The organism is Pseudomonas abieticivorans, from assembly GCF_023509015.1.
GTDB classification, from domain to species: Bacteria; Pseudomonadota; Gammaproteobacteria; order Pseudomonadales; family Pseudomonadaceae; genus Aquipseudomonas; species Aquipseudomonas abieticivorans.
Genome location: NZ_CP094975.1, coordinates 6,395,265 through 6,413,055 on the forward strand (window position 1 = coordinate 6,395,265; position 17,791 = coordinate 6,413,055).

Below are 17,791 nucleotides of genomic sequence, written 5' to 3' on the forward strand. Positions count from 1 at the left end.
CAAGCGCCACAGCCTGCGGTGCGCCGCTCTCGCCGGTGATTGTCGAGGGCATCTTATCGAGGTCAGGCCAGTCAATAAAAGATACAGAGACGCACAGGACACCCGTTCAGATTAAACGATTTTTCTGGCCGCCCAATTAAAAGACGCCCACGCGCAAGTACAGATTGAGCGTATCAATCTGTCACTGTCTGGAAGAGGAAATATAACTAGGAAACTTCGGAAGAATTTGCAGGAAACTTCTTACCCGCCCCGCACATGTCCATCGTTGCATGAACATGTGCGCCTGCCTGCACGCTTACAGTTGCAGGGCGATCCGGCCACCGCATGGGCAATTGTCCATGTAGCGGTGCGCTTCGACGAAGTCTTCGAAGGCGAAGGTCTTGATGATGTTCGGCGCAATCACCCGGTCGCTGGTGAACTGGTTGATCTCGCGCAGGGCCCGCTGCAAGGCGGCCTGGTCCTGGGTGATGCCCAACTCCGGCTTGCCGGTGAAATTGCCCAGGCAGTGCACGAAGAACTGGATGTTCTTCTGGAACGCCGCACAGGCCGGGAATGGCGTTTGGTTGCCGCCTTGCAGGCCGTACAGGATCAAACTGCCGCGCGGTGCCAGGGCATCGCCCAACAACGACATCTGGGGCCCGCCCAGGCCGTCCATGACCATGTCGACGCCACGGTTGTCGGTGTACTTGTTGACCTGCATCAGCAAGTCCTGCTCGTCGGTGACGATGACTTTTTCCGCACCCAGGTCGCGCAAATTGTCACGCTCATCCTCACTCTTGGTGGCCGCGAACACTTTGAGCCCCAGGGCCTTGCCCAGTTGCACGAAGGCCGGCCCTGCACAGTGGCTGGCGTCGGTCACCAACACGGTCTGGCCAGGTTTGGCCCGCGCCAGTTCGCTGTAGGCGAACGAGGCGATCAGATACGGCGTGTAGTGCACGGCCGCTTCGACCGGGGTCAGAATGTCCGGGTAACGGGTTACCGCCAACCGCGGCAACACGATCAGGTCGCCGTACACCGGGTAGTCGTTGGGGCTTTCGGCCGGGAAGCTGGCGACCTTGTCGCCCACCGCCAGGTCGTCGACACCCTCGCCGACAGCTGCCACCACACCCGCCATCTCGTGGCCGATACCGGCCGGCAGGTGGGCATGCGAGGGGGCCAGGTTCTGCCGCCAGAGCACGTCATACCAGCTGATACCGATCGCTTCGACGCGCACTTGCACTTCGCCAGGGCCTGGCTGGCGTGCGGTGTACTCTTCAAGCTTGAGCACCTCGGCACCACCGAATTTGTGGAAACGGATCATGCGGGACATCGCAAACCTCGCCTTTAGAACCTCTATTGCCATGAACTCTATAGGGACTATCGTCCGAACACTATCCGTGGCTGTTAATAGTCAACATGCCTGCCATTGATTCGAGAGCGCTGACTTGCCCACGGCAGGCAAAACATAATTTACCGGTGCAGGTTACCAGCCTTTCACCGTAAGATTCACGCCTTGGCCCTTTTGTTCACCTTTCTGTGAAGCGAACCCGATGAACCGCAACGACCTGCGCCGCGTCGACCTGAACCTGCTGATCGTGTTCGAAACCCTGATGCATGAGCGCAGCGTGACCCGCGCCGCCGAAAAGCTGTTCCTTGGCCAGCCGGCCATCAGCGCGGCCCTTTCACGCCTGCGCAGCCTGTTCGACGACCCCCTGTTCGTGCGCACTGGGCGCAGCATGGAGCCTTCGGCGCGAGCCGTGGAAATCTTCGCGCTGCTGTCCCCGGCACTGGACTCCATCTCCACCGCCGTGAGCCGCGCCGCCGATTTCGACCCCGCCACCAGCACCGCGGTGTTTCGCATCGGCCTGAGCGACGACGTCGAATTCGCCCTGCTGCCACAACTGCTCAAGCGCCTGCGCGCCGAAGCCCCCGGCATCGTGCTGGTGATCCGCCGGGTCAACTACATCCTCGCCCCGCCGTTGCTGGCCTCGGGCGAAATCTCCATCGCGGTCAGCTACACCAGCGAACTGCCGGCCAACGCCAAGCGCAAGGTACTGCGCCGCAGCCGCCCCAAACTGCTGCGCGCCGACACCGTGCCCGGGGCCCTGAGCCTGGACGACTTCTGCGCCCGCCCCCACGCCCTGGTGTCATTCGCCGGCGACCTGAGCGGGTTCATCGACACCGAGCTCGAAAAACTCGAGCGCAAGCGCCACGTGGTATTGGCCGTGCCGCAGTTCAACGGGTTGAGCACCTTGCTGTCGGGAACCGACATCGTCGCCACCGTGCCCGATTACACGGCGGACGCGTTGACGGCGGCGGGTGGGGTGCGGGCGGAGGACCTGCCGATCGAGATCCAGGGGTTCGAGCTGCACATGGCGTGGCGTGGGTCGCAGGATAATGACCCGGGGGAGCGGTGGTTGAGGTCGCGGATACAGATGTTTTTTGGCGATCCGGATAGTCTTTAGGCGTCGTCTGGCAGGCTGTTCGGCTGATCATTTCTGCCTTTCCACACACCATAGAGGTCTAATCACTTCCAGTGGATTGCTACATTGGGGCACATCTGAGGGCATGCTTTGGATGGTTTGAAAATGATACCCCCAGTCTAAGGTCCATCTGTAAGGGGACAGCGACCACACCTTCCCGACTCCACCGCCGAAGGCCATGGTGTTCACTTAATGCGCGGGCACCATCGGCTTTAATGCTGGAGCCCGGAAGGTGACTTTGCCGAACGCTTACAAACAGAAATCGTATGCGCGACATCCTCCACCAGCGCCTCCCCTATCCCGCTCAGGTAATAGCTGCCCACACCAGGTCACCTTCCTGTCCTGTACCTGCCTACTGCATCCAGGTCCTAGACCAAGTACCTAGGGACAGTTTGTTATGACGCGGCTCCATCACCAGTAGATGGATAAAACTTTAGCCTTATCCCACGCGCCTCTTCGACAAGCCCAAGTACCGAGAGCGGAATGTCCTCGAGCACCTGTTTGGCTGGCTGAAGGAGCACCGCAGCCTGGCGGCTCCCTACTGCAAGCGCGCAACAAGTTATGCAGCAATGCTCACATTGGCCTGCTGCCGGCGGTGTTTACGACATCTTTTTTCGTACAGAGCCTAGTCATTGCGGTCTAGCTACCAGAATATCGGCACTCATTGCAATTTGATATCATCGCAAGCAATAATCGGATCCAAATATAGCTGAATTGGTCATTTGCTAAGGGGTAGTAATGAGCAGGATTGGCGTCAACTCAATCACGGTGCGGCTTCTGAAGCCGAACCTAGATCCAGAGGACGGCCTCAGCCCGAAATATGGGCCAAGCGGCGCTAAGGAGTTGAAAGGGCAGGACTGGGAGGGTGGCGGGCGGCCAGCCCCGTGACGATGGATTTGCCAAGTTTGTTGCCGGCAAAGACGCGCTAAGCCTGGACGCGCCGCTGGTTCCTTCCAAGTTTCACTACAAGTGCGCGGAAATTCTGAAGGCTTATAGGTCAATCGCCTACAAGCGCGATCCACGAAGCTGCGCAAATCGTCGAGCAGCCGCTTCAACTGCTCCTCACTCCAGCGGTAGGGCCGCTGATACTCCGGCAGATGCAGCCGGCCAAAGATGACCCCACCGTCGCTGCAGGGGATGCGCTTGCCGTTGAACAAATTGTAGAGGCTCGCAGAGGCGACAGCGATGCCCTCCACGTCCAATGGCAATTGCGGGGCAATCGGCGGTTCACTCACGGCTTGGTTCATAGGCCAGTCCTTGTACTGGATTCCGGCGGCCAGCGTCCCCGGAGAGAACGATTAAAGGACGCGATATGGCACAGGGCTACCTGATTCAAAAGTGCCATCAGAGCAGCCGCGCGGTCCTGCTCCGCTGTGGCTGGGAACACGGTTCAACTGCGGTTTGGCGAAATATGCCTGAGCGGTACGGCCCTTGGTCTACGGTTTATGAGTGGTTTCGGGTCGTGTCCCGAAGTAGCTTTTCCTGGCAAGCTTCTGAGCCTTCCCCCTGCTTATGCTTGATTAGCGTAGAACCGAGATTGACCGAGTAAGGATTATTCCTTACCATCCACTCAGCATACCCGGGAGAACACTCATGCCTGCCATCCACGAAATCGCCACGTTGACCTCGAAGGGGCAAGTCACACTGCCCAAATCCGTTCGCCAGCTACTGGGCATTGACACAGGTGGCAAGATTGCATTCGACGTACGCGAGGGTGAAATCGTGGTCAGCCGCGTAGAAACCACTCACGAAGACCCTGCCATCGGTGCGTTCCTAGGTTTGCTAGAGGCTGATATCCGAAGCGGACGCAACCTCACCACCCTGCCGGAGGACTTGGCGCAAACCATGCTCGCTAACGCAAACCACTCCGTAAACCTGGACGAAGATATAGATGGTGAGGTCGCGATCTGATGCTGCGACATGGCTGGACACTGTTGTTCCATGAAGGTGTGACTTTACAGCTACGAAAATTGCAAGAAGCCGCCGCCCGAGCCGAGCAGAACGATCCGCAAGGTTTTGAGAGCAACGCCAACGTCAAGCTGTTTCGGGCGTTGAGCCATCTGATCATGGAGGCTGTGCCTGCCGACCCAGGCCGTGATGAATTCCGCCAAGGCAACACGCTGGGCACCGCCTACAGACATTGGCGCCGCGCAAAAATCGGCAGGCGCTTTCGGCTGTTCTTTCGCTACGACTCAAGATCCAAGGTCATCGTTTATGCATGGGTCAACGATGAAAATACCCTACGGTCCGCAGGCAGCAAATCCGATCCATACGCCGTATTCGAGAAGATACTGGGCCGCGGCAACCCTCCTGATGACTGGGATGCGCTGACTGCTGCGACGCGTAGCGACTGGGACGAGCCCAAAGCGTAAGTTGCGCAAATGGGTGAGGGATTGCACGTTTGAAACCGAATCCACGACTCACGGGGGCATAATTGGGGGCAAATTTCGGTTCCTTCAAAAGGATGCCCCCACCGATGCCTTCAGATAATGCGGTTGTTTTCAAACGAAAACTCAGCGATACCATGAACCGCTCACTGACCGAACCCGGTACACACGCCGATGGCGAAGTTCCTGGCCTCTACTTGGAGGTAAGGCCGTCGAGCAAGGTCGGCAAATCCCCTTCCAAGGTTTGGCGATTGAAGTATCGGCTGCATGGGAAGGAAAATCGCTTCTCCATCGGCGCTTACCCCGATATTGGCCTCAAGGAGGCTCGCGACATTGCCCGCGGCGCACGCCGCGACGTGGCTAACCACACCGCTGCGCTCAAGGCCAAGACCGCCAAGATCGAGGCACAGCTGCTCAATGAAGAGCGCACGTTCGCGTACGTGGCCGAGCAATGGTTGGCATTGAAGTCTGCCTAACTGGTGACCAAATCCATCTCGGGGTTTAACGGAGCGCTGAACAACCACATCTTGCCCGTGAATGTTAAAAAACCGGTCAGCGAGATTAAGCTGGAACACATCACCACAGAGATGAGGCGAGAGCATTTTTGGTAACCCCCGCTATCGCGACCCTCGCCCAGTGTGCGATCAACTGCGACGGTGCAACGCCAAAAATCCGGCCAGCGAAAGCATCACCACGCCGCAGCATTGATTCAATCGCCGCATGCCGGTCTGCGTCAGCACTTTTGCCAAGTGAATGCCCCCGGCGGCATACAGCGCCATGACCACGCAGTCCACGCACGCCGAGATAACTGCCAATACCGCGTATTGCGCCAAGGCCGGCTCGGTGGGGTCGATGAACTGGGGTAAAAACGCGGTGAAAAACAGCAGCACCTTCGGGTTTGTCATGGCCACGGAAAAACTGCGCCAAAACACTTGGAGGTGCCCGGCGCTGGTGTCCACGGTCGACTCGGCCAATGCCTGGGGGTGGCTGCGCCATAGCTGAACTCCAAGCCAGGCTAGGTAACACACGCCAAGCCATTTCAGGGCCGCGAACAACACCTGCGAGGCCATCAGCATGGCACCCAGCCCAATGCCAACGGCCGCGATCACCAGAATGTCGGACAGCGCGGCACCGACCATGCCGATGGCCACCTTGCGCACGTTGCCCGACGCCCCATTGGACATGGCCAACAGCGAGGTCGGCCCAGGAATCAGCGCGCCCATGACGCAGCTGGAGGTGTACAGCACGATTATCGAGGCATTCATTCAGGCACCTGGGGCATTGCGGCCAATAGACTGTCGGTGAACAGGGCCATGAACTCGTCGGCCACTGGCGTACGCGGGATGTCATCACGCAGCACCAGGCCGAACGAATACGACAGCACGGGCAGGAAAGGTCGCGTGACCACGGGCAGGCTTGCAAAGTCGTTGGCCAAAAGCTCGTTGATAATGGACACGCCCATGCCCTCGGCAACGAACGCACAGGCGGCGCTGACCGAATGCACTTCCATGCGCACGTTGGGGATAATGTGAGCGTCCCTGAACATCTGGTCCATTTCCGTACGCAGATTGCGCTGGCGGCCCAAAAGCACCAGGGGCACATCGCGCAGGTCACGGGCGTTGATCACAGGCTTGGCAGCAAGTGCATGGCCTTGCGGGAGAACACACACCCCTTTGGCTTTCAACACCGGTAGCACTTCAAACCCCGGCATTTCCGTTGGCAACCTGACAAAGGCGAAGTCAGCGCTGCGGTCCAGCACGGCGCGCTCAAGCGTGTCGTAAGACCCGGTCAGTACTTCAATGACCAGGTCTTCACGGCCCCTCATGAACTCAGAGACGACACGGGGCAACAAGTGCTGCGTCATGCTGGTAGGCACCGCCACCCTCAACAACTGCCGACGCGAATGCCCCAGGCGCAAGTCATTGGCCATGCGCTGAACCCGTTGCATGTTGTCCACCAGCCCCGAGACTTCCGGTAAAAACGCCTCGGCTTCCGGTGTCGCGGCCAACCGGCCCTTGCGGCGCAAGAACAACGCAAAACCCAGTGACTCTTCCAGTTGCCCAAGCAGACGACTGATGGCTGGTTGGGAAAGCCCCATGCGAGTGGCCGCATCAATGGTCGACCCCGTGGACATGATCGCCTTAAAGGCCTCGAGCTGTTTGAGATTCACGATAGGACTCCAAGCGAACATTGCCACGCACCCAGCCAGCCTGCCGCAAGTGTAACTGCCGCGTTCAGGCCGATGCCTAGATCGGCGCAAGTGTCTGCCAACCGGGGCAGCCGAGTCCAGCACGTCCGACAACATCAGGCTTCACCACAGCTTGATGTCATAGGTCAGGTACAGGCGGTTATAGTCCCAACTGGTCAACACGTTGGACCGGTAGGCGGTGTTGCGAAACTCGGCGCCCAGGCCTTTGAACGTTCCGCCTTGGATAACGTATTTGAGGCTGGTGTCCAGTTCATGCTCATCGGCCGGCAAGCCGCGATAGTGGGCATCAAAGCCTTTGTAATAGCGCACCATGAACGCCAGGCCCGGCACCGCCAAGGCGGCGAAGTCATAGTCGTAGCGCAGCATCCAGGTCTTTTCGTCTTGCAGGATAAACTTGCTGACCCCAGGGCTTGTGAACGAAGACGTGGCGCCGCCATTTAAATACGGCAATGCCGAATCACCGGACACTTGCTGATAACCGCCTGCAAACGTATTGCCTCCCAGGCGATAACTCAGCAAGCCGCTGAACATATCGGCATCGGCGGCACCATTGTAAGCGGCCCCGGCGCCCGCGCTGTTGAAATAACGCAGGTCGGTAGTCAGTTGCCCGGGGCCGACGGCCGTTTTATGAACGGCCCCTGCAAAATGCTGCCGGTAGAAGTTTTCCAATTCGCCGTAGTAATACGTGAAGGCCAGTTGCTTGTTCAGCGTGTAGGTGCCGCCGGCAAAATAAAAGTCGCCATGTTCCGCCCCTTTATAGCCGGTGGGAATCAAATCGACATTATCACTGGAGTTTCGCAGTTTCGATTGGTCCAATCGCCCGCCCAGCAGGTACAGATTGGAAACACCGGTGTACTCGAACTGCGTGCCCTGGTAAGTCTGCGGCAACAAACGGCCATCGTTGTAACTGACCACCGGTATTTTGGGCAACAGGGTCCCGGTTTTCAACACCACGCCAGCAAAGCGTACCTTGGCGGTCAGGCCCAGGCTTGAGAAGTCATTGGCCGCATGGCCATCGTCGTGCACTGGCAACAGGCCCGTGCCCGCTTTTGCCGGGGTTGAGTCAAGCTTGAGGCCCAGCAGGCCCAGCGCGTCCAGGCCAAAGCCGACACTGCCTTGGGTATAGCCCGAGCGCAGGTCCAGAAGCATGCCTTGGGCCCATTCCACCCGATCATTGCCGGCACTGCGGTTATCGTGGTTGAAATAATAATTGCGCAAGGCCAAGGTGCCCGTGGAAGATTCCAGAAACCCATCGGCTCGCACCTCGGTGGCGCAAGGCGCCAACAATCCTGCACACAACAGCCCACCTGTCGTCATGAACGCACGCATCTAGAAACCCTCGGCAATGTTATATTTTTTGGCTGGCAGCGTTTGCAATGCGGCAATATTTTTTATTGTGCGGCGCCTGTCGAATCAAGGTGCAAGGCCGCTTGGCGCAGACCCTATCGAATTGATTTCATATCATCAACGTTATGATGAACACACATTGACCTATGCAAAAAACAACCTTTAACCCCCCTAAAGCGCATAGCTTTATCCGTGTTTGTCATATCGTTGTAAGGTTTAAATATTTGCCCTACTGTGAATTTGTAGCGTTCGGCTACGTAAAAAAACAATATGAGCACACCGCTATGTCACCTTTCCAACAGCGCACGATGTCCAGCGTTTCTCACTTAGGCAGCGACACCCTGCGATGCACCCGTTTACCCCTTGAGCATTCTGCCGTTACCCAGGGCGCCGCTGCCCTGATTCCTATGCAACGTTGCATGCCTCGAGTTTGCGCACGGTGACCCTCATGAACCATTGCCCCAAGCCCACCCCCCTCGCCTGCGCGCCAAGCGAGACAACGACCCAACCGCCCCGCAAGAACGCCCAGCTCAACCCGGCGATCATCCTGTTGAGTATTATATTCCTGGCAATGGCACTGACTTACGGAGTGCGCTCCGGCCAGTTCCAACGCGAAGATATCCGGGTAATCCCAGGCACCTACCAGGTACTGGAAAAAAACAGCTCCCTGAGCCAGTTGTTTACCTTGGCGCCCCGCCCTGCCAACAGTGCCATCGCCCAACCGGTGTCGCTGGCCGAAACTTTCATGGCCATCCCCCTGGCTATTGAAAAGCGCTCGGGGCTGATTTTCATGGTGCTGTTCATTGGCGGCATGTTCGCGGTACTGAACAAGGCCGGCACTGTAGACGCCGGGCTCGACCGCTTGCTGGGCGCCACCCGTGGCAATGTCTACATCCTGGTGCCCACCTTAATGCTGGTGCTCTCGGCAGGCAGCACGTTCATGGGGCTAGCCAAGGAATACATCATGTTCGTACCGGTGATGGTGGCCATGGCCAACCGCCTGGGCCTGCCCAGCATCGTAGGCCTGGCCATCGTCGCGCTGTCGGTCAAAACTGGCTACATGGGCTCGATTTCCAACCCCATTGCCTTGTCGGTGGCGCAGCCGTTGGTGGGCCTGCCGGTGTTCAGTGGCCTGAGCATGCGCGTGGTTGCCTACTTCACGTTCGTCCCCCTGGCCGCGGCTTACATCCTTTACTACATCCGCCGCAGCGGCTTCGACACCAGCGCCACCTTCTCCCATGCCGGCGCCAAGCTATCGATACGGCACACGCTGAGCCTGGTTGCCTTGGGCCTGGGAATCGGTTTTCTGGTCTATGCCTCCAACCAATGGCACTGGAAATACCCGGAATTGTCGGCCTACTACCTCGCGCTCACCATGGTGTTCGCCGCCATCGCCGGCATGCGCCCAAGCACCACCGCCAGCACGTTCGTGGAGGGCATGAACAAGATGCTGATGGCCGGTGTGTTGATTGCGCTGGCCACGGCTGTGGAATCGATCCTCGCCACAGGCCAGGTGCTGGACACCCTGGTCAACGGCCTTTCCCACGCCATTGGCCAGCACGGCCAGTTGCCCGCCGCCTTCGGCATGTTCTTCGCCCAAATGAGCCTGGACTTGGTGATCCCCTCCACCAGCGGCCAGGCCGCCGTGACCATGCCGATCTTCGGGCCGCTGGGCCAACTGGCCGGGGTCAGCCCACAAAGCACGGTGTATGCCTTTTTGCTGGGCAATGGCCTGACCAACATGATCACCCCCACCTCCAGCGGCTTACTGGTGCTGTTGGCCGCCGCAAACGTTGGGTGGGGGCAGTGGGCGAAATTCGTGCTGCCGCTGTTTCTGACCTGCATGGCCGTGGCGCTGGCCTTGCTCGCCTTCGCCGTGCTCAGCGGTTACTGATCCCTATTTTTGCCAAGGCACAGACATGACGATGCCCTTCACCCCCGAATTTGAACACATGACCGTTTTGCGCAACAAAATGATTGGCCTGCGCGACGGCGTGCACCTGGCCACGGACATCTACCTGCCCCAAGGGACGGGCCCCTGGCCTGTGGTGATAGAGCGCACGCCGTATGACAAGGCCAAACCCTCGCGTTCGGAAAAGCGCCTGGACGGCCAGCACCTCACGCGCGAGCAAATGGCGGCGGCGTTGACCCAGCGCGGTTTCGTCGCGATCTTTCAGGACTGTCGCGGCCGCTATGCCTCCCAAGGGGTATTCACCAAATACGTCAACGAAGGCCAGGATGGCTATGACACCCTGGCCTGGATCGTCGAACAACCCTGGTGCAACGGCCGCATTGGCAGCATGGGGCTGTCTTACGCCGCCCATACCCAACTGGCCATGGCCTGCCTGAACCCGCCGGGCCTGGCGACCATGGTGCTGGACTCCGGCGGCTTCGCCAACGCCTTCCAGTGCGGCATTCGCCAAGGCGGCGCCTTCGAGCTCAAACAAGCCACCTGGGCCTACAAGCAAGCGCGTGAAAGCGCCGCCGTACAAGCCGACCCTTTGCTGCGCGAGGCGCTAGACCGCGAAGACATACGCTCCTGGTTTGCCCGCATGCCATGGCGCCCGGGTTACTCGCCGCTGCGCCACGTACCTGAGTACGAGGACTATCTGTTCGAACAATGGTCACACGGCCAGTTTGACGACTACTGGAAGCAGCTGGGCATCTATGCAGAGGGCTATTACGACCAGATCCCCGACATACCGGTGCTGTTCATGTCCAGTTGGTATGACGCCTATGTCAGCAGCACGCTGGACAACTTCAACGCCTTCACCCGTACCAAGCAATCGCCCCAGCGGTTGATCATGGGCCCCTGGCTGCACGGTGACCGTAATATCAGCCACAGCGGCAATGCCGAATTCGGCCAGGCGGCCAACTTTGACGGCAACCTCGATAAAGACTGGCTGAGCTGCCGCCTGGACTGGCTGCAACGCTGGCTACAACCTGGTGACGACATCGCAGGCGCGCCCCATCAGGTCGACGTATTTCTGATGGGCGGAGGCATCGGCCAAAAGAACCCAGCCGGCCGGCTGGAGCACGGGGGCCAATGGCTGAACGCCCAGCATTGGCCGCTGCCGGGCAGCCACGAACACCCCTTGTACCTCACGGCGCAAGGCGGCCTGGCAAGCCATGCGGCGGCGGCACCCGAGCCCACCTTGAGTTACTACAGCGACCCGGCCAACCCCGTACCCACGGTAGGTGGCGCCTTGACGTCAGGGGCCCCGGTGTTTGTGGGCGGGGCTTTTGACCAGGTCGAAAGCCCCGATTTTTTCGGCACGCGCGGCGACAACACGCCCCTGTGCCAACGCAGCGACGTGCTGAGCTTCGAAACCCCGCCCCTGGAGCAGGACCTGATCGTCGCCGGGCCCCTACGCATCGAGCTGTGGGTGCAAAGCAGCGCACCCGACACCGACTTCACGGCCAAACTGGTGGATGTGTACCCGCCCAGCCGCGACTACCCCAAGGGGTACGCGATGAACATCACCGACGGCATCCTGCGTTGCCGCTATCGCCACTCTTGGGAGCACCCCCAGCTCATCGCCGTGGGCGAGCCGTTCAAGGTTGTGATCGAACCGTTCGCCACCTGCAATCGCTTCAAACGCGGCCACCGCATCCGCCTGGACATCGCCAGCAGCAACTTCCCACGCTTTGACGTGAACCCCAACAGTGGTGAACCCGAAGGCAAGGGCGAACGGCCGCGCATCGCCCTGAACATCCTGCACCTCAATGCAAAACACCCCTCAAGATTGATCCTGACCGTACTGCCTGCAGCCTCTCAAGAAAATGCTCCCACACCAGCGGGTTGATCAGGTGCGGGTACGCCAACTGGGGGCGGACCTTCCAAGTGGGCACCGGCTCGTCCAGCTACAAAGTCCCGCCACAAACCAATGACCTGGAACCGTCCATCAACCAAGGCTGGGAAACCGGGGTGAAATTCACCCCGACCGACTGGGTCGATGGGCGCTTGGCCTACCAACAAGAGGCCTCTGGCGAGGTCAGCCGCCGGCTGAACGACCCCAGTGGTGCCTCAGACAACGTCGGCCAAACGCGGCGTGGGGTTACGACCTGCAAGTCAATCTGCACCCAAGCGAGTTGAGCGAAGCGTGGCTGGCCTACTCCTGGCAGTACTTGAAAATCCTCAAGGCCGGCGCCACCTACCCCGACAGCCAGGGCAATGAAATCGATCACGTGCCCAACCATGTCTACAGCGCTGGCACCACCTACCAGCTGACACCCAAGCTGCAACTCACCGCCTGGATGAATGGCCAATCCGATTACTACCTTGAGAAAAACAATACCGAGGGCACCTATGGCGGTTATGTGCTAATGAATCTTGGCGCTACCTACGCTCTCAGCGAGCACCTAAGCCTGGACGTGCAAGTCAAGAACCTGGCCAATCGGTACTACGAATACGTCTGGTAAGACCCTGACGGTGCGTTGGCATCGCTGCACTCACCTGGCGACGGCCGCGCGTTGTACACCGGCATAACCTTGGACTTCTGAAGCGCAGCCGCTGACGCCCCGCCCGTACTCAGTCGGTTGGCATGCGGTGTCACTGGCTACTCCTAGCCGGCTCAGCGCCGCCCCTGTCCGTCACACAGATACTGCTCCACTTCATCGACCGGCAACGGCTTGCTGAACAGGTACCCCTGGGCCTGGTCGCAGCCGTTCGCTGCCAGAAACTCCCACTGCGCCTGAGTCTCGACGCCTTCGGCAATCACCTGCAACTTAAGGCTATGTGCCAACTCAATAATGGTGCGGGCGATGGCAGCGTCTTGTGGGTTACTGGTCACCTCACGAATAAACGCGATGTCGATCTTCAGCTTGTTGATGGGAAAACGGCGCAGGTACGCAAGGCTTGAGTAGCCGGTGCCGAAATCGTCAATGGATATCCTGACCCCCAATTGCTGAAGCGCCTGTAAGCTTGCGATCGTATGCGCGGTATTTTCCATCAGGGAGCTTTCCGTGAGTTCGACTTCGAGCCACTTGGCCTCTATTTGATGCTCGCGCAGCGCCTGCTCGATACCCGCGATCAAATGGCCTTCGGTGATCTGGTCGCCGGAAACGTTCACCGCCACTTGCAAGGGCGCCAACCCCGCTTGGCGCCACAAGGCCATTTGCCGACACACCTGCCAGATCACCCATTTGCCCACTTGCGCCAGCAGGCCGAGCCTTTCCAGGATCGGCACAAACACCGCGGGCGAGATGTCCGGCTGCCCTGCCCGACGCCAGCGCAGCAGCGCCTCCAGGCCACAGACAGCACCGTCAGCCACCCACACTTTGGGTTGGTAAAACAGTTCGAAGGCCTGCTGTTCGACGGCTTCGCGCAATGCGGTCTCGATGCCCAGCCGCGCCAGCGCTTCGACGTTGATTTGCGCGGTATAGAAACCATAGGCATCGCCGCCCAACTTCTTGGCTCGGTTCATGGCAGTGTTGGCGTGTCGGATCAACTCGGTGCCCTGCGTCCCATCCTCGGGGTAAAGGGCTATACCGATGCTGGCGGTCATGGCCGTGGCCTGGCCTGCCAAAGGAAACGGCGCGCGCAATGCCTCGCGGATGCGTTCGACCATCTGCTGGGGGCCAGCCTGCCCTTGGCGAATGATCAGGATCATTGCAAACTCGTCGCCGTCCATGCGCCCAAGCGTGTCGCTGGCGTTCAGGCAGTCAGACAAGCGCCGCGCAACCTCTGCCAGGACCTGGTCGCCCTGCAGGTGCCCCAAGGTTTGGTTGATGTGCTTGAAGTTATCCAGATCGACCGTCACCACCGCCAATTGCCAATGGCTGAGCGCAGCCTGGGTGAGCCCCATGTGCAAAGTCGTGAAAAAAAGATCGCGGTTAGGCAGCCCGGTCAAGGTGTCGTAGTGAGCCATCTTGAGCATGCGCTGGTCGGCTTCTTTACGCTGGCTGATATCGTGGGCGATACCGACGATGATCCAGTCCTCTGCACTTTTGTACGCCTGGCGGTGGATCTCCACCGGGATATGGGCGCCGCCCTTGCAGTGCAACCTGGTTTCCTCGGGCTCGCTTGGGCCACTGCCCGCGATGATCTGGTCATACAGTTGCTCAAGCTGCTCGCTGGAGGCATCACTTAATTGGGCGGGGGTAATACGCAGTAATTCGTCGGCGGTGTAACCCAGCACTTGGCACGCGCGACGGTTGAACTCGATCAGTTGCATCGTACTGCGGTTGATCAGGAATATGGCATCGCCTGAGGCATCCATGGCCGAGCGAAAACGCTCCAGGTCGATGGTGCGCTGTTGCAGTTGCTCTTCAAGCATCAGGCTGTGGCTTTTGAGGTAATCGCCAAAGGCCTTGAGCCTTAACAGGTTTCGCACCCGGAGCCACAACTCGCCACTCTCGACCGGTTTGCTGAGAAAATCCTCAGCCCCCGCTTCCAACCCCGAGAGGCGTGCGCCGTGATCGCCAAGGGCCGAGAGCATGATGATCGGGATATTTGACGTCTCGCCGTTGGCCTTCAGTTGGCGCGCCACTTCATAGCCGTCCATGCCCGGCATCATGATGTCGAGCAGAATCAAGTCCGGCGGCTGCTGCTCTACCAGCGCGAGCGCCTGCTCCCCGGAGCCTGCGACCAACGTTCGGTAGCCTTGGTTTTGCAACAGCACTTCCAATAATTTGCGAACCGTAGGTTCGTCGTCGACGATCAATAGCGTGGCAGGCGTAATAGGCATGGCGGGCGCTCAGACCAGAGGCTGTGGGGGCGGAGGGTTTTCCAGCAGGGTATCGATCACCCGGTAAAGCTCTTTGTAGCGCAGGGGTTTGACGATGTAGGCGTTACACCCGGCGAGGCGAGTTTTTTCCTCGTCTTCCTTCATGGCCATGGCGGTCAGTGCAATGACCGGTATGGCGGCCGTTTGCGCGTCCTGCTTCAAAATAGAGGTGGCAGCCAACCCGTCCATGCCGGGCAGTTGAATATCCATCAAGATCAATTCAGGCTTGCGCTCACGTGCCAAGGTCAAGCCTGTTTCGGCATCCCGGGCACAGAGCACGTTATGGCCGACAGTGGTCAGTAACAGACACGCCAGGCGCATATTGGCGGCGTTATCTTCAACAATCAGGATATTAGCCACGGCGCCTCCGCAACGGTTGAACGACGAATGGGCAGCCACGCCACGAAACACGCCCCGGCCCCCTCACGGCTGGCCACGGCCACGCTGCCACCTTGCAGCTCAGCCAATTGCTTGACCATGGCCAGGCCCAGGCCCGTGCCTTCGAATTTGCGCGCCAGGCTACTATCGATCTGGCTGAACGCCTTGAACAGCTTTTTCATGCTGTCCACCGCAATGCCGATCCCAGTATCGCTGACACTCACTTCCAGAAATTGCGGGCAGTCACTGTCGGTTAGCGCAAAGCCGTAGATCGGCCAATCACCTTCAATCAGGCCAACCTGCCCACGCGGGACCTGACGTACTGCCAGCGTCACCGACCCGCCTTGCTCGCTGAACTTCACGGCATTGGCGAGCAGGTTGTAAACAATCTGCTTGGTCTTGCGCAAGTCCAGCTCAAGTACCCCCAGGTCGGCATCCATCACCAGCTTGAGCTGGATGCGCTGCAGGGCCGCTTTTTCGCGAACGATCAGCAGGCTATTGCTGAGCAACGATTGCAGTTCAACGGGCTCCAACTCCAGCGCCATCATCCCAGCCTCGACCTTGGACAGGTCGAGGATGTCATTGATCAGCGACAACAAGTGTTGGCCACTGTTGAAGATGTCTGTGATGTACTCGCGCTGGGTATCGGTCATGTCCCCTACCATCCCATCCTTGAGCGCCTCGGAAAAACCGATCACGGCGTTGAGCGGCGTTCGCAGTTCATGTGACATGGTGGCCAGGAACTCCGACTTCATCAGGCTGGCATGCTCAAGCTCGACGTTTTTCTCCTCCAGGGTGCGCTCGAAGCGCTTGCGCTCCGTCACATCCCTGGCCGCGGCAAACACGCCCTGTAACTTGCGATCACGGTCATGGAAGGTGGCCGCGTTGTACGACACAACGGTTTCAGCGCCGTTATAGGCCCGTACGGTCAGCTCATAATCACTGACCTTGTGTTCACTGAGCACCCGTTTGATGGCAGCGTCAGCGCGTGCCGGATCGGTGAAGAAGTTCTTGCACGGCGCGCCGATCAACTCGTCGCGCGTGCGCCCGGTCAACGCCATCATCTGCTGGTTGACGTCAGAGATGATGCCTTGGGGGTCGGTCATCATCAGTGCGTCGATGTTCGACTCGATCAAGGAGCGGGTATAGAACTGCTGGTCGCGCAACCGCTGGTCAAGCAATGCCTGGGTCGCCTCCTCCTGTTTGCGCGCGGTGTTATCGGTACCTATCAACAAATAGCCGATGATGGTTTCGGCGCTGTCACGCAACGAGGTCACCGAGACCATGGCCGACAGTCGGCTGCCGTCCTTGCGGATGTAGGTCAGCTCGTAAATGTCTTCGATGCCCCGCGACGCCTTGAACACCAACGCCTCGAAGCCCGGCGTGATGGGTGTGTCCAGCTCCAGGCTCAAGGCAGCGGCGCGGGTGATCAGCTCTTTGGGGTCGGAGATATCGGCTGGGGTAATCCGGTTGACCACATCCTCGGCCTGGTAACCGAGCATGCGCTCGGCGCCCACGTTGAAAATCTGGATAACGCCCTTTTCATCCGTGGCGATGCTGGAAAAATACGCACTGTTGAAAATGGCGTCCTGCAGTGCGCCGGTCTTGAGCAAGGTTTTCTGCCGGCGAAACTCGACGATCTTTTCGGCTCGGGACTGAGGTTCTGAAGGGGGGCGGTCGGTCGGTTCTTTATCCATCGTTTCGAATCCCATGACCTACGCTCGTACAGCTTTTGTACAGCTTTTTCGATAGTAGCTTGAATGGGCCTTGAACGCTGACATCTATCGTTAGTGCGGCGCAAAAAAGTGACGGCACTCGCCGCCACAAAGAAATGAACCTTGGCTCAGAGGCACAGGTCACAAGGATGTCCAGACCGGACACCTATCCTACGGGGAGCACTACCATGAGCGGCACATCAGACAAAATCAAAGGCCTTGCCAACGAAGCCATCGGTAACGTAAAGCAGGCCGTCGGTAAAGCGACGGGCAACGAAGAGCTTCAGGTGAAAGGGGTTGTACAAGAAAAGAAAGGCGAGGCTCAACAGGTAGTGGGCAAGGTCAAAGACGCCGTGGACAAGCACTGAGTATTGGCTGGTTGATGCCCACCTCGACGTGGGTGCCAACCGCGCCCGCAAGATCATCGAGCGCCCGCGACGTGGGGTACAAGGCTCCTTCACGGGCGCTCCAAAAAAGACTGGTTTGGCGACAGACGAAAAAAAAGCGCCCTTGCGGGCGCCTAAAACACTGTGCTCAACCTCATGCCGCGTTCAACGCTGCTTGA

The 17,791-nt window shown here is 59.1% G+C and carries 14 protein-coding genes and 3 pseudogenes; 9 read left to right on the forward strand and 8 right to left on the reverse strand.

Features of this window, described 5'->3' with window-relative positions; genetic code table 11:
* Positions 1–295: 295 nt before the first annotated feature.
* Positions 296–1,309 (reverse strand): zinc-dependent alcohol dehydrogenase family protein, encoded by a 1,014-nt coding sequence (locus L9B60_RS28995; protein ID WP_249674564.1) that lies wholly within the window; start codon positions 1,307–1,309, stop codon positions 296–298.
* A 220-nt stretch (positions 1,310–1,529) separates the two neighbouring features.
* Between L9B60_RS28995 and L9B60_RS29000 the strand changes: the two genes are divergently transcribed.
* Positions 1,530–2,444: a LysR family transcriptional regulator gene (locus tag L9B60_RS29000; RefSeq protein ID WP_249674565.1), complete on the forward strand. Its 915-nt coding sequence runs from the start codon at positions 1,530–1,532 to the stop codon at positions 2,442–2,444.
* Positions 2,445–2,911: 467 nt separating this feature from the next.
* Positions 2,912–3,091, forward strand: a pseudogene (locus L9B60_RS29005) (IS5/IS1182 family transposase); the annotation flags it as partial.
* Between the two features lie 96 nt (positions 3,092–3,187).
* On the opposite strand, the gene L9B60_RS29010 reads toward L9B60_RS29005, so the two are convergent.
* Entirely contained in the window at positions 3,188–3,709 is a 522-nt protein-coding gene (locus L9B60_RS29010) for a DUF262 domain-containing protein (RefSeq protein ID WP_249674567.1), read from the reverse strand.
* Positions 3,710–4,055: 346 nt separating this feature from the next.
* Between L9B60_RS29010 and L9B60_RS29015 the strand changes: the two genes are divergently transcribed.
* The 3 genes and pseudogenes from L9B60_RS29015 to L9B60_RS29025 all read left to right on the forward strand — a co-directional run.
* Positions 4,056–4,373, forward strand: a complete 318-nt coding sequence (locus L9B60_RS29015; protein ID WP_249674568.1) for a type II toxin-antitoxin system PrlF family antitoxin — start codon at positions 4,056–4,058, stop codon at positions 4,371–4,373.
* A complete protein-coding gene (locus L9B60_RS29020; protein WP_249674570.1) occupies positions 4,373–4,834 on the forward strand; it encodes a type II toxin-antitoxin system YhaV family toxin in 462 nt (153 codons plus the stop codon). Before L9B60_RS29015 ends, L9B60_RS29020 begins: the two co-directional genes overlap by 1 nt.
* Before the next feature lie 104 nt (positions 4,835–4,938).
* A pseudogene (locus L9B60_RS29025) lies at positions 4,939–5,442 on the forward strand (integrase arm-type DNA-binding domain-containing protein); the annotation flags it as partial.
* A 51-nt stretch (positions 5,443–5,493) separates the two neighbouring features.
* On the opposite strand, the gene L9B60_RS29030 reads toward L9B60_RS29025, so the two are convergent.
* The 3 genes from L9B60_RS29030 to L9B60_RS29040 all read right to left on the reverse strand — a co-directional run bounded on the left by L9B60_RS29030 (position 5,494) and on the right by L9B60_RS29040 (position 8,387).
* Entirely contained in the window at positions 5,494–6,114 is a 621-nt protein-coding gene (locus L9B60_RS29030) for a LysE family translocator (protein ID WP_249674571.1), read from the reverse strand.
* A complete protein-coding gene (locus tag L9B60_RS29035) occupies positions 6,111–7,019 on the reverse strand; it encodes a LysR family transcriptional regulator (RefSeq protein ID WP_249674573.1) in 909 nt (302 codons plus the stop codon). The genes L9B60_RS29030 and L9B60_RS29035 overlap by 4 nt, the downstream gene beginning before the upstream one ends.
* Before the next feature lie 141 nt (positions 7,020–7,160).
* Positions 7,161–8,387 (reverse strand): OprD family outer membrane porin, encoded by a 1,227-nt coding sequence (locus L9B60_RS29040; RefSeq protein WP_249674574.1) that lies wholly within the window; start codon positions 8,385–8,387, stop codon positions 7,161–7,163.
* A gap of 466 nt (positions 8,388–8,853) precedes the next feature.
* On the opposite strand from L9B60_RS29040, the gene L9B60_RS29045 reads away from it, so the two are divergent.
* The 3 genes and pseudogenes from L9B60_RS29045 to L9B60_RS29055 all read left to right on the forward strand — a co-directional run.
* On the forward strand, positions 8,854–10,299 hold the full coding sequence (locus L9B60_RS29045) for a YfcC family protein (protein ID WP_249674576.1): 1,446 nt from the start codon (positions 8,854–8,856) through the stop codon (positions 10,297–10,299).
* A 58-nt stretch (positions 10,300–10,357) separates the two neighbouring features.
* The gene (locus L9B60_RS29050) at positions 10,358–12,211 is read left to right on the forward strand and encodes a CocE/NonD family hydrolase (RefSeq protein ID WP_249680215.1); all 1,854 of its coding nucleotides are present in this window, start codon (positions 10,358–10,360) and stop codon (positions 12,209–12,211) included.
* A gap of 11 nt (positions 12,212–12,222) precedes the next feature.
* A pseudogene (locus L9B60_RS29055) lies at positions 12,223–12,908 on the forward strand (TonB-dependent receptor domain-containing protein); the annotation flags it as partial.
* 71 nt (positions 12,909–12,979) lie between these two features.
* Here L9B60_RS29055 and L9B60_RS29060 read toward each other — a convergent pair.
* From L9B60_RS29060 to L9B60_RS29070, 3 genes are read right to left on the reverse strand one after another with little or no spacing between them, the layout of a single operon-like run.
* Entirely contained in the window at positions 12,980–15,094 is a 2,115-nt protein-coding gene (locus tag L9B60_RS29060) for a putative bifunctional diguanylate cyclase/phosphodiesterase (RefSeq protein ID WP_249674578.1), read from the reverse strand.
* Between the two features lie 9 nt (positions 15,095–15,103).
* Positions 15,104–15,493, reverse strand: coding sequence for a response regulator (locus L9B60_RS29065; RefSeq protein WP_249674579.1), 390 nt, complete (start codon positions 15,491–15,493; stop codon positions 15,104–15,106).
* Entirely contained in the window at positions 15,478–17,208 is a 1,731-nt protein-coding gene (locus L9B60_RS29070; RefSeq protein ID WP_249674581.1) for a PAS domain-containing sensor histidine kinase, read from the reverse strand. The genes L9B60_RS29065 and L9B60_RS29070 overlap by 16 nt, the downstream gene beginning before the upstream one ends.
* Positions 17,209–17,414: 206 nt before the next feature.
* On the opposite strand from L9B60_RS29070, the gene L9B60_RS29075 reads away from it, so the two are divergent.
* Positions 17,415–17,594, forward strand: a complete 180-nt coding sequence (locus L9B60_RS29075; protein WP_249674583.1) for a CsbD family protein — start codon at positions 17,415–17,417, stop codon at positions 17,592–17,594.
* The last annotated feature ends 197 nt before the right edge of the window (positions 17,595–17,791 follow it).